The following is a 12705-nucleotide window of genomic DNA, read 5'->3' as shown; positions in this document are numbered from 1 at the left end:
GCCGACGTCAGTTCCGGACGGTCCAGCTTCGTCACTTCACGGCTCACGAACTGCGACTTGCCTGCGTCCGCCGCGGCTTCGATCTTCTCGATCGCTGCGCTGCCGCCTTCGGCTGCCACCGGATCGAAACCCGTCGCACGCACCGTGATGACCTTGATCGGGTCGCTCGACTGCACCGTCGCGATCGCGTTGCCCGCGTAGATCGGACGCTCGAACGTGTCGGCACTGTCAACAGCCGTGATGTCGGAGATCTGCGCGACGTCCAGCTTCGCGGCGATACGCGGTGCGATGTTCTTGCCGTAAGCCGTTGCCGGCGCGAGGATGTGCGAGTAGTCCTTCGCGATGTTCAGCGCGGTCGCTTCGACGTTTTCCGCGAGGCCCGCTTCGAGTTGCGGCGCATCGGCCAGCAACACCTTTGACACACCTGCGATCTTCGCTGCCGCATCGGCCGCGCCTTGCGCATTGTGACCCGCGACCAGCACGTGGATGTCACCGCCGATCTTCGCTGCTGCTGCCACCGTGTTCAGCGTCGCGGCCTTGATCGACGCGTTGTCGTGTTCTGCAATCACCAGAATCGTCATTTCTTTCCGCTCCCTCTTACAGCACCTTGGCTTCGGTCTTCAGCTTCTCGACCAGCGTCTTCACGTCCGGCACCTTCACGCCGGCCGCGCGCTTCGGCGGCTCGGCCACCTTCAGCGTCTTCAGACGCGGCGCGACGTCCACGCCCAGGTCTTCCGGCTTCACCGTTTCCAGCGGCTTCTTCTTCGCCTTCATGATGTTCGGCAGCGTCACGTAGCGCGGCTCGTTCAGGCGCAGGTCGGTCGTCACGACCGCCGGCAGCGACAGCGACAGCGTTTCCGCGCCGCCGTCGACTTCACGGGCCACGGTTGCCTTGCCGTCGGCGATCGTCACCTTCGACGCGAACGTCGCTTGCGGCAGGCCGGCCAGCGCGGCCAGCATCTGGCCCGTCTGGTTCGAGTCGTCGTCGATCGCCTGCTTGCCGAGGATCACGAGTTGCGGCTGTTCCTTGTCGACCAGCGCCTTCAGGATCTTCGCGACGGCCAGCGGCTCGACGCTGTCGGTCGACTCGACGAGGATCGCGCGATCCGCGCCGATCGCCAGCGCCGTACGCAGCGTTTCCTGCGCTTGCGCGACGCCCACCGACACCGCGATCACTTCGGTCGCGACACCCGCTTCCTTCAGCCGCACCGCTTCTTCCACCGCGATTTCGTCGAACGGGTTCATCGACATCTTCACGTTCGCGATGTCGACGCCCGTGTTGTCCGACTTCACGCGGACCTTCACGTTGTAATCGACCACTCTTTTCACTGCTACGACGATCTTCACGCGCTGCTCCTCCATCGAGTCGTTGGCATCATCCGGTTTCGCAGGCCATTACACGCGCAAACCTGGCCGGCGACAACTATCCATTGACTCTGCCGGTCATAGCCCGAACCTATTGCGCCGCGCGTTTCCCGGCGCCGAATGCGACACGGCCCGGATGATCCGGGCCGTGTCGTCGATCAGCAGTTCGCTGCCAGCGTGGCGGTAATCGCCAGGAATCGCGCGATATCGTCGGGCGCATGGCAATGAAGCGGCGATATCCGCACAGCGCCGCCGAGCCCGAACGATTTCAGCATCCGCCCCGAATACAGGCTCGACGCAACGCGTTCATGGACGATCACGCCGTGCTTTTCGTATTCCCGCACCGCCTGCGTCGGTTCGAGGTTCGCGAAACCGATCCCGACGATCAGGTCGCGCTCCGTCAGGTCGTGTGCGGCACGCGCCCATTCGCTGACCGCCGAGATCGTCCGGCAGGCGGCGCAGGCGTGCGATTTCAGCACGAGCCTGCTGGCCCCGGTGCGCATGATTAGGTTCCCGAATGACCCGTCAGGCCCCGTGGCGCGATGCGCCCGCATCGCCGCGCACCGAAGCACACGGTCAGATCTTCAGCGTCGTCGACAGATATTTGAATACGGTCGAGACCCGCAGCAGATGTCGCGATTCCCGGTGGGTCAGCACCCACAGCTCGGTCTGGCAGTCGGGCAGGACATCGGTCAATTGCACGAGATCGGAGCGGCCGCGTGTCAGAAACATCGGCAGTATGCCGACGCCCATGCCCAGGGCGACCAGCTCCATCACGGTCAGGATGCTGTCGACCTTGTAGTGCGGCACCACTTTCCTGAAATGACGTTTGCGCCAAATGACCGACGGGTGGCCCGGCAGCGCGTCGTCCGGCGCGATCCAGCGTGCCTTGCCCGCCGTGACGTCTTCATAACGGCGTACTGCGGCGTCGTGCCTCGACGCGAAAAGCGCCACGTCGATCGACCCGACATGCTTGCCCACCAGATATTCCGGTGGTTGCCGGGTCGCACGCACCGCGATATCGGCATCGCGGCGCCCCAGGTCGGCGATCTCGTTGCCGGTGTTCAGCTCGTACGCAAGCCGCGGGTGGACGGCTTCCAGCTGCTTCAGCGCCGGCCCGACCAGCCCGTGCAGAATCGTGTCGGTGGTGGTGATGCGCACGGTGCCCGCCACTTGCTCGGGCGCTTGTTGCGCGATCGAGCGGGCCGATTCGACCTGCACTTCCACTTGCTCCGCGTGTTCGGCCAGCGTCAGCGCGATTTCCTTCGCGCGATAGCCTGAGCGGGTCCGTTCGAACAACTGCTGCTGCAGGCCGCGCTCGATCCGCCTGAGGTTGCGAAACACGGTCGACGCATCCACGTCCAGTCGCTCGCCCGCCTGAACCAGCGTGCCCGAGCGGGACAGCGCCAGTATCGTTTCGAGGTCTGCCGCGCTGAGCTTGTATGGCATCCGGTTATCCCCCGTTCATTGCATTTTTGCAATCCGTCATTGTAATCATGCGTATTGCTCAAGCACTTCCGCAATGTCAAATTCGGTGCCGCCTTGCCAACTCTCCCAACGGGTGCCGATATGAACCAATCGATTTCGACGAGTGACAATGCCGCCGCCTATGGCGCGTTGCGGCTCCGCGTGGCGTTGGGCCGGCGCAGCCGGCGCTTCGCGCCTGACGTGGCCTGCCACGGCGAGGCGACGACATGAGCACGCCCCAATACCACCTCGTCAGCCACGTGCTGTGCCCCTACGTCCAGCGCGCAGTCATCGTGCTGACCGAAAAAGGCGTGCCGTTCGAACGGACGGACGTCGACCTGGGCAACAAGCCGGACTGGTTTCGCAGGATTTCCCCGCTCGGCAAGACCCCCGTGCTGGTCGTCGACGGCGCGCCCATCTTCGAATCGGCCGTGATCTGCGACTACCTCGACGAGACGCTCGCGCCGCGGCTGCATCCCGATGCGCCGCTCGAGCGGGCGCGGCACCGCGCCTGGGTCGAGTTCGCTTCGGCACTGCTGAACGCCGTGTGGGGGTTCTACACGGCTGCGGACGAAACGGCGCTGGCCGCGGCAACCCGTGACATCCGCGCACGATTCGAGCAGCTCGAAGACGCGCTCGGCACCGGCCCGTATTTTGGCGGCGCGCACTTCAGCATCGTGGACGCGGCATTCGGGCCGGTGTTCCGCTACTTCGACGTGTTCGAGCGGATCGACGACTTCGGGTTCTTCGCGGGCTTGCCCAAGGTCACTGCATGGCGACAACGGCTCGCCGAACGGCCGTCCGTGCGCGCAGCGGTCCGGGCCAACTATCCGCAGCGGCTGATGGAGTTCCTGCTCAAGCGCGGCTCGATGCTGTCGACGCGTATCCGCGATCACGTATTGCGCATTCAGGATTGAACCGAACCGCTTTTGCGTGCCGGCGCCCCGTATCGGGTTGCGCCGGCACCGGGCTCAGGGTGCCACCGGCACGATCTTTGCCGGGCAATCGGTCGCGACACGGCGCTAGCGCAAACCCGCCCCCGGTTGCACTGTTCATCGCCGTTCGGGTCCTGTATTGTCCTTCCATCCCCGGTTGCGGAACCGGTGCATGGGAGGCGCACGATGCAGAAAAAAAATGCTGCAGCCGTCTGGATCCTGATCGCGATGGTGGCAGGCATCCTGATCGGCTACATGATCTTCACGAGCTTTCCCGACAAAAAGGCCACCGCCGAAATCGCCGGATACATCTCGCTCGTGTCCGACGTGTTCCTGCGACTGATCAAGATGGTGATCGGCCCGCTGGTGTTCTCGACGCTCGTCGTCGGCATCGCGCACATGGGCGACGCGGCATCGGTCGGGCGCGTGTTCGCGAAATCGATCGGCTGGTTCGTCACCGCGTCGCTGATCTCGCTGCTGCTCGGGCTGTTCATGGCGAACCTGCTGCGGCCCGGCGAGAACCTCGGCCTGCCGCTGCCGGACATCGGCGCATCGGCGAACCTCGCGACCTCCAAGTTCACGCTCAAGGATTTCGTCGGCCACATGGTGCCGAGATCGTTCGCCGAGGCGATGAGCAACAACGAAATCCTGCAGATCGTCGTGTTCTCGATGTTCTTCGGCGTCGCGCTCGCGGCGCTCGGCGAGCGCGGCAAGATCCTCGTCGCCGCGATCGACCAGCTGTCGCACGTGATGCTCAAGATCACCGGCTACGTGATGAAGCTCGCGCCGCTCGCGGTGATGGCCGCGATGGCCGCCACCGTCGCGGTCAACGGGCTGTCGGTACTGCTGAAGTTCGCGGTGTTCATGGGCGACTTCTACGTGAGCCTGTTCCTGCTCTGGGCCTTGCTCGTCTGTGCCGGGCTGTTGTTCCTCGGGCCGCGCGTATTCAAGTTGCTGGTGCTGATCAAGGAAGCATTCATGCTGTCGTTCGCGACGGCCAGCTCCGAAGCCGCGTATCCGAAGATCCTCGATGCGCTCGACCGGTTCGGCGTGCGACGCAGGATTTCGAGCTTCGTGATGCCGATGGGCTATTCGTTCAACCTCGACGGTTCGATGATGTACTGCACGTTCGCGTCGCTGTTCATCGCGCAGGCGTACAACATCCACCTGTCGATCGGCACGCAGATCACGATGCTGCTGGTCCTGATGCTCACGTCGAAGGGAATGGCCGGCGTGCCGCGCGCATCGCTCGTCGTGATCGCCGCCACGCTGCACCAGTTCGGGCTTCCGGAGGCCGGCCTGCTGCTGATTCTCGGCGTCGATACGTTCCTCGACATGGGCCGCTCGGCCACCAACGCGGTCGGCAACTCGATCGCGAGCGCGGTGGTCGCGAAGTGGGAAAACCAGCTCATGTCGGAAGCGGAAGCCGAAGCCAATCTGGCACGCATCGAAGCGGAACAGGAAGCGACGATTGCGCATCCGACGGACGTCTGACGGAGGCCCGGCGATGAAGATGCAGCGATTCTGGGGTGCGCTCGCGCTCGCGGGCCTGCTTGCCGCGGGCGCGACCGCGCGCGCGGAAGATGCGCCGTCCACGCCGCCGCGCGTCGAGCCGTTCGCGCCGGCCCGACTGACCGGCACGCTCGCGAAGGTGCGCAGCAGCGGCACGATCGCGCTCGGCTATCGCGACGCGTCGATCCCGTTCTCGTATCTGAACGCGCGCAACCAGCCGATCGGCTATTCGATCGAGCTCTGCAAGGCGCTCGTGTCGTCGATCGAGGATGCGGTCAATCGGAACCTGACGATCCGCTGGGTGCCGGTCACGTCCGAGAACCGCATCGACGCGGTGGTCAACGGTACGGTCGACCTGGAATGCGGCTCCACGACGAGCAACCTGGAGCGCCAGAAGCGCGTGGCGTTCTCGCCGATCATCTTCGTGGCCGGCACGAAGGTGATGGTGAAACGCGGCTCGCCGATCCGCTCGTTCCGCGATCTCGCGGGCAAGAAGGTCGCGGTGACGGCCGGCACGACCAACGAGAAGGCGCTGCGCGACCTGGACGCGCGGTTCAGGCTCGGGATCCAGCTGCAGGTGGTGCCGGATCATGCGCAGGGCTTCGCGCTCGTCGCGAGCGGCGGCGCCGATGCGTTCGCGACGGACGACGTGTTGCTGTACGGCCTGATTGCCGTGAATGCGGGCAAGGGCGGCCAGTACGACGTGGTCGGCGACTTCCTGTCCTACGACCCGTACGGCATCATGTTCCGCAAGGACGATCCGCAGCTCGCGCAGGTCGTGAAGAGCACGTTCGAGGAGCTGGCCGTCGACGGCGAGATCGCGCGCCAGTACAAGCGCTGGTTCCTGCGCCCGCTTCCGTCGGGCATGAGCCTCAACCTGCCGATGAGCCCGCAACTGGAGACCATCATCGAGACGATCGGCGTCAAGGGCGAATGAGATAGCGCCGCCGTCTTCCGCTCGACCGGGACGAGCCGTTCCTGTCGCGCGTGATGCGGCGGCGTCACCGGCGTCCCCGGCGTCACCTACGTTGCGCGGCAGCCGCGACGCATCCGGCCACGCTATCCCGGGCAGCCATGTATTCATGCCGGGTGCCCGATCGACGGGATGTCGCAGCGCCCGATCGCACGGACGAATGCAAAAGCGGCCCCGGTGCCTGCCCAGACACCGGGGCCGCTCACCGGCAGCACCGCGTTCAACCGACCCGCGCTTCGCCCTGCCGCTCCGCTTCGCCGTCCTGCGCCGCCGTTCGCGCCAGCACCGGCTTCAGCGCATGCCCGGTATGGCTCGCCTTCACCTGCGCGAGCCCTTCCGGCGGCGCCGCCGCGACGATCGTGCCGCCGCCCACGCCGCCTTCCGGACCGAGATCGATGATCCAGTCGGCTTCCGCGATCACGTCGAGGTCGTGTTCGATCACGACGACGCTATGCCCGCCGTCGACCAGCCGGTGCAGCACGCGGATCAGCTTCGCGACGTCGGCCATGTGCAGGCCGACCGTCGGCTCGTCGAGCACGTACAGCGTGTGCGGCGCCTTCTGGCCGCGCCGCGTGATGTCGTCGCGCACCTTCGTGAGCTCGGTCACAAGCTTGATCCGCTGCGCCTCGCCGCCGGACAGCGTCGGCGACGGCTGCCCGAGCGTCAGGTAGCCGAGGCCGACGTCCTTCATCAGCCGCAGCGGATGCGCGATGTTCGAAATCGGTGCGAAAAATTCCACCGCTTCGTCGATCTCCATCGTCAGCACGTCGCCGATGTTCCGGCCGCGCCACGTGACCGCAAGCGTCTCCGGGTTGAAGCGCTGCCCGTGGCACACGTCGCACGGCACCTTCACGTCGGGCAGGAAGCTCATCCCGATCGTGCGCACGCCCTGCCCTTCACAGGCCGGACACCGCCCGTCGCCGGTGTTGAACGAGAAGCGCGACGCCGTGTAGCCGCGCGCCCGCGCCTCCAGCGTATCGGCGAACAGCTTGCGGATCGTGTCCCACACGCCGATGTAGGTGGCCGGGCACGAGCGCGGCGTCTTGCCGATCGGCGTCTGGTCGACTTCGAGCACGCGGTCGATCTGCTCCCAGCCGCTCAGCGACGCGCAGCCCTGCCACGCATGCGTGACGTTCAGCGACGGCCGCGGCGCGCTGCGTGCGAGCACGCTCGCGCGGCGGTTCGTGGCCGGCGCATCTTGCTGCGCGGCCTTGCGCGCGCGCCGCGTGGCCGGCGACGACAGCACCGAGCGGCCGACCGCGTCGAGCAGGTTCGTCATCAGCACGTCGCGCGCGAGCGTCGACTTGCCCGAGCCGCTGACACCCGTCACCGCGACGAGCCGCGCGAGCGGAATGCCGACGGTGACGTCACGCAGGTTGTGCAGCGTCGCGCCGTGCACGGTCAGCCAGCCCTCCGGCACCGCCGGTGCGCCCTTCTTGCCCGCGAGGCTCACCGCACGGCGCGGCTGCAGCGGGTGCGTCATCGGCTGCGCGAGCAGCCGGCCCGTGACCGAATCGGGCTGTGCGGCCAGATCCGCGACCGCCCCTTCGGCGACCAGCGTGCCGCCGCGCTTGCCGGCGCCCGGACCGACGTCGATGATGTGGTCGGCGCGGCGAATCGTGTCCTCGTCGTGCTCGACGACGACGAGCGTGTTGCCCTTGTCGCCGAGCTTGCGCAGCGCGTCCAGCAGGATCTGGTTGTCGCGCGGATGCAGGCCGATGGTCGGCTCGTCGAGCACGTAGCACACGCCCTGCAGGTTGCTGCCGAGCTGCGCGGCGAGCCGGATGCGCTGCGCTTCGCCGCCCGACAGGCTCGGCGCCGCGCGATCGAGGCTCAGGTAGCCGAGCCCGACTTCCTCGAGGAACGCGAGGCGGCTGCCGATCTCGCTGACGATGTCGCGCGCGATCTGCGCGTCGCGCCCGGTCAGTTCCAGCGCGTCGACCCAGCGGCGCGTATCGGACACCGTCCACTGCGCGACCTCGACGATCGGATGCGCGTCGAACGTGACCGCGCGCGCGGACGGGTTCAGGCGCGTGCCGCCGCAATCCGGGCACGGCTCGTTGCCGACGCCTTCCGGTTCCTGCTCGTCCGACGGCAAGGTCTGCTCGCGGCCGCGATCGTCGCCGGCGAGCACCGTGTCGTCGTACGCCGCGCGCTGTTCGCGCGTGAGCGTGACGCCGGTGCCGACGCAGGTCGTGCACCAGCCGTGCTTGCTGTTGTACGAGAACATCCGCGGGTCGAGCTCCGGGTAGCTCGTGCCGCACACCGGGCACGCACGCTTGACCGACAGCACCTTCACCTCGCCGACGCGCGCGGTCGAATGGTCGTTCTGCATCGCGTGGTGCAGCCCGTCGAGCGGCGCGAGCAGGTGCATCACGCCCTTGCCGAGCTCGAGCGTCTCGTCGAGCAGGCGCCGCAGCTCGGCCTCGTGGTCCGGCGACACGACGATGTCGGCCACCGGCAGCTCGATCGTATGCTCGCGGAAGCGGTCGAGCTTCGGCCACGGATCGACCGTGACGAACTCGCCGTCCACGCGCAGATGCGTGCTGCCGCGCGCCTTCGCCCACTTCGCGAGATCGGTATACACGCCTTTGCGGTTGACGACGAGCGGCGCGAGCAAACCGACGTGCTCGCCGCGATGGTCGCGCAGCAGCTGCGCGGCGATCGACTCGACGGTTTGCGACGTGACGGGCGTGCCGTCGTGGATGCAGTGCTGCAGGCCGAGCTTCACGTACAGCAGCCGCAGGAAGTGCCAGACTTCGGACGTGGTCGCGACCGTGCTCTTGCGGCCGCCGCGCGACAGCCGCTGCTCGATCGCGACCGTCGGCGGAATGCCATATACGGCGTCCACTTCCGGCCGCCCGGCCGGCTGCACGATCGAGCGCGCATACGCGTTCAGCGATTCGAGGTAGCGGCGCTGGCCTTCGTGGAACAGGATGTCGAACGCGAGCGTCGACTTGCCGGAACCCGACACGCCGGTGATCACGTTGAACTTGCCGTGCGGGATGTCGACGTCGAGCGCCTTCAGGTTGTGCTCGCGCGCGTTGACGATCCGCACGACGTCCTCGCCCTCGATCGCGCGCCGCTCGCGGGCGGCGTTCAGCACGGCCTGCAGCGGCACGCCTTCGTCGGCGAGCGCGGTTTCGCCGTCCATCGCGCGGTCGTACTGCAGCAGCGCGACGCCGGTGTGCGATTGCGCGCACGCCTTCACGTCGTCGGGCGTGCCCGCGCACAGCACGAGGCCGCCGCCGTCGCCGCCTTCCGGGCCGAGATCGATCAGCCAGTCGGCCGCGCGGATCACGTCGAGGTTGTGCTCGATCACGATCAGCGAATGGCCGGCCGCGAGCAGCTTGCCGAATGCCTGCATCAGTTTCGCGATATCGTCGAAGTGCAGCCCGGTGGTGGGCTCGTCGAACATGAACAGCTTCGCGCGCGCGATGCGCGCCTCTTCGCTGGCGATCCGGCGCCCGCCTGCCGCGGCCGCCGATTCGGCGAGGAAGCCGGCCAGCTTCAGCCGCTGCGCTTCGCCGCCCGACAGCGTCGGCACCGGCTGGCCGAGCTTCACGTATTCGAGGCCGACGTCGACGATCGGCTGCAGCACGCGCAGCACCTCGGCGTCGGTCGCGAAGAACGCGGCCGCCTCGCTGACGGTCAGGTCGAGCACGTCGGCGATGTTCAGCGCGCGGCCGTCGCGCTCGATGCGCACTTCGAGGATCTCGGCGCGGTAGCGGCTGCCGTCGCAATCCGGGCAACGCAGGTAGACGTCGCTCAGGAACTGCATCTCGATGTGCTCGAAACCCGAGCCGCCGCAGGTCGGGCAACGGCCGTCGCCCGAGTTGAAGCTGAACGTGCCGGCGCCGTAGCCGCGCTGCAGCGCGAGCGGCGCCTTCGCGAACAGCTTGCGGATCTCGTCGAACGCGCCGACGTAGCTGGCCGGGTTCGAGCGCGTGGTCTTGCCGATCGGCGACTGGTCGACGAACACGACGTCGCCGACCTGGTCGGCCCCCGTGAGCGTGCGGAACGCACCCGGCGACTCGGTCGCCTTGCCGTGGTGGCGCGCCATCGCCGGATAGAGCACGTCCTGCAGCAGCGTCGACTTGCCGGAGCCGGACACGCCCGTCACGCACACGAGCCGCTGCAGCGGAATCTCGACCGTCACGTCACGCAGGTTGTGCTCGGTCGCGCCTTCGAGCACGATGCGCGGCGTGTTCGCGTCGACGGGGCGGCGCGCCCAGTTCGACGCATGCGCGACGTGCTTGCGGCCGCCGAGATATTCGCCCGTCAGCGTGCGCGCGGCACGGATGTCGGCCGGCGTGCCGTCGTAGACGATCGTGCCGCCGCGCTCGCCGGGGCCCGGGCCCATGTCGATCAGCCGGTCGGCCGCGAGCATCACCGACGGATCGTGCTCGACGACGACCAGCGTATTGCCCGCGTCGCGCAGCCGCTGCATCGCCTCGACGATTCGCGTGAGGTCGCGCGGATGCAGCCCGATGCTCGGCTCGTCGAGCACGAACAGCGTTTTCGTGAGCGAGGTGCCGAGCGCGGTGGTCAGGTTGATCCGCTGCACCTCGCCGCCCGACAGCGTGCGGCTCTGCCGGTCGAGCGTCAAGTAGCCGAGCCCCACGTCGCACAGGTATTTCAGGCGCGTGCGCACCTCGGCGAGCAGCAGTTTCAGCGCATCGTCGAGCAGCGCACTCGGCAGCGTGATCTCGTCGAAGAAGCGGCGGATGCGCTCGATCGGCAGCAGCATCAGGTCGTGCACCGTCAGGCCCGGCAGCGCTTCGAGCTGCGCGCGCGTCCAGTCGACGCCGCGCGGCATGAAACGATCGGCGGGCGCGAGCACCGCATCGGCGTTGGCCTTCGAGCCGAGCCGCCACTGCAGCGATTCCGTCTTCAGGCGCGCGCCGCCGCAGACCTCGCACGGCGTGTAGCTGCGGTATTTCGACAGCAGCACGCGGATATGCATCTTGTACGCTTTCGATTCGAGATAGCCGAAGAAGCGTTTCACGCCGTACCACTGGCTCTGCCACTTGCCGTTCCAGTCCGGCGAGCCGTTGATCACCCAGTCGCGCTCGGCATCGGTCAGGTCGGACCACGGCGTGTCGCGGCGGATGTCGGCCTTCGCAGCGTAGCGCATCAGGTCGTCCTGGCACTCCTTCCAGGCGGGCGTCTGCATCGGCTTGATCGCGCCGCCGCGCAGCGTCTTGCGCGCGTCGGGGATCACCAGGCCGAGATCGACGCCGATCACGCGGCCGAAGCCGCGGCAGGTCTCGCACGCGCCGTAGGCCGAGTTGAACGAGAACAGCGCCGCCTGCGGCTCCGCGTAGCGCAGGTCGCTGTCGGGATCGTGCAGCCCGGTGGAGAAACGCCACACCTGCGGCTCGGCCAGCGCGTTGTCCGCTTCCGGCGCGAGCACGTAGACGTTCACGCGGCCGCCGCCGCGCTTCAGCGACGCCTCGATCGCCTCGACCACGCGCACCTTGTCGGCCTGCTGCACGCGGAAGCGGTCGGCCACCACGTCGAGCAGCTTGCGCGGGCCGGTGGGCGACGCGACTTCCCGCTGCGCCTGCACGCGCGTGTAGCCACTCGCGGACAGCCACTGCGCGATTTCTTCGTCGGACACGCTTTCCGGCAGCTCGACCGGGAACGTGACGACGACGCGCGGATCGTCCGCCTGCGTGCGCTCGACGAGTTCCGCGTAGATCGTCTCCGGCGTGTCATGCCGCACCTGCCGCGCGGTCTGGCGGTCGAACAGCTCGGCCGCGCGCGCGTACAGCAGCTTCAGGTGATCGTTGAGCTCGGTCATCGTGCCGACCGTCGAACGCGAGCTGCGAACCGGGTTGGTCTGGTCGATCGCGATCGCGGGCGGCACGCCGTCGACGCGCTCGACCTGCGGACGGTCCATCCGGTCGAGGAACTGCCGCGCATACGCGCTGAAGGTTTCGACGTAGCGCCGCTGGCCTTCCGCGTACAGCGTGTCGAACACGAGGCTCGACTTGCCGGAGCCCGACGGGCCGGTAACGACCGTCATTTCGCCGGTGCGCAGGTCGAGATCGAGGTTCTTGAGGTTGTGCTGACGTGCTCCGCGAATGCGGATCAGATTGCTGGATGACAATTTGCCTGCCCGTCTGAATGAGTTAGCCGGAATTCACGGTGCCGGAACGCTGCGGCGGATGCCCGCAGGCGCGGCGCACGTGCCGCACGGGTCATGCCCGCGCCGCTCGAGTTCGACGGATACTATACTGTATATTCATACAGTTTTCCAAGAACGGCGCGAATGCGGGAAACCGCGCCGGATCGCGCCGTCTTTCCCGGACGGCGGCTCGATCGTCGAAGCGCGCGCCGAACGGCGCGCGCGTACGGAGCGTCTGCCGCTCGCGCGCACACCCCGCACCCGCACCGGGGCAGCCCCCCCCCGCCGTCGCCTAAGCCATGGCCCGGCGGGCGCGCCCC

The 12705-nt window shown here is 67.5% G+C and carries 6 protein-coding genes and 2 pseudogenes; 3 read left to right on the top strand and 5 right to left on the bottom strand.

Features of this window, described 5'->3' with window-relative positions; all coding sequences use genetic code 11:
• The 4 genes and pseudogenes from DIE17_RS36425 to DIE17_RS36405 form a co-directional block, all read right to left on the bottom strand.
• Positions 1–581 (bottom strand): annotated as a pseudogene (locus DIE17_RS36425) (electron transfer flavoprotein subunit alpha/FixB family protein); the annotation flags it as partial.
• A 16-nt stretch (positions 582–597) separates the two neighbouring features.
• Positions 598–1347 carry an electron transfer flavoprotein subunit beta/FixA family protein gene (locus tag DIE17_RS36420; RefSeq protein WP_124921822.1) on the bottom strand — a complete coding sequence of 250 codons (750 nt, stop codon included), beginning with the start codon at positions 1345–1347 and terminating at the stop codon, positions 598–600.
• Between the two features lie 176 nt (positions 1348–1523).
• Positions 1524–1772: pseudogene (locus tag DIE17_RS36415) on the bottom strand (aminotransferase); the annotation flags it as partial.
• 169 nt (positions 1773–1941) lie between these two features.
• Entirely contained in the window at positions 1942–2814 is an 873-nt protein-coding gene (locus DIE17_RS36405) for a LysR family transcriptional regulator (RefSeq protein ID WP_124921821.1), read from the bottom strand.
• 245 nt (positions 2815–3059) lie between these two features.
• Between DIE17_RS36405 and DIE17_RS36400 the strand changes: the two genes are divergently transcribed.
• The 3 genes from DIE17_RS36400 to DIE17_RS36385 all read left to right on the top strand — a co-directional run bounded on the left by DIE17_RS36400 (position 3060) and on the right by DIE17_RS36385 (position 6216).
• The gene (locus DIE17_RS36400; protein ID WP_124921820.1) at positions 3060–3749 is read left to right on the top strand and encodes a glutathione S-transferase family protein; all 690 of its coding nucleotides are present in this window, start codon (positions 3060–3062) and stop codon (positions 3747–3749) included.
• 204 nt (positions 3750–3953) lie between these two features.
• Positions 3954–5261, top strand: a complete 1308-nt coding sequence (locus DIE17_RS36390; protein WP_124921819.1) for a dicarboxylate/amino acid:cation symporter — start codon at positions 3954–3956, stop codon at positions 5259–5261.
• Between the two features lie 13 nt (positions 5262–5274).
• On the top strand, positions 5275–6216 hold the full coding sequence (locus DIE17_RS36385) for an amino acid ABC transporter substrate-binding protein (protein ID WP_124572216.1): 942 nt from the start codon (positions 5275–5277) through the stop codon (positions 6214–6216).
• Positions 6217–6472: 256 nt separating this feature from the next.
• Here DIE17_RS36385 and uvrA read toward each other — a convergent pair whose 3' ends face one another.
• On the bottom strand, positions 6473–12367 hold the full coding sequence (gene uvrA / locus DIE17_RS36380; RefSeq protein ID WP_124921818.1) for an excinuclease ABC subunit UvrA: 5895 nt from the start codon (positions 12365–12367) through the stop codon (positions 6473–6475).
• Positions 12368–12705 lie beyond the last annotated feature (338 nt).

The sequence above is a fragment of the Burkholderia sp. Bp9099 genome, assembly GCF_003857805.1.
GTDB lineage: Bacteria > Pseudomonadota > Gammaproteobacteria > Burkholderiales > Burkholderiaceae > Burkholderia.
This window is presented reverse-complemented; position numbering and strand designations above follow the sequence as displayed.

What these genes read in the sequence shown, in the direction of transcription:
- DIE17_RS36405 (WP_124921821.1), bottom strand. Translation starts at nt 2,814, where the DNA reads ATGCCATACAAGCTCAGCGCGGCAGACCTCGAAACGATACTGGCGCTG.
- DIE17_RS36400 (WP_124921820.1), top strand. Translation starts at nt 3,060, where the DNA reads ATGAGCACGCCCCAATACCACCTCGTCAGCCACGTGCTGTGCCCCTAC.
- DIE17_RS36390 (WP_124921819.1), top strand. Translation starts at nt 3,954, where the DNA reads ATGCAGAAAAAAAATGCTGCAGCCGTCTGGATCCTGATCGCGATGGTG.
- DIE17_RS36385 (WP_124572216.1), top strand. Translation starts at nt 5,275, where the DNA reads ATGAAGATGCAGCGATTCTGGGGTGCGCTCGCGCTCGCGGGCCTGCTT.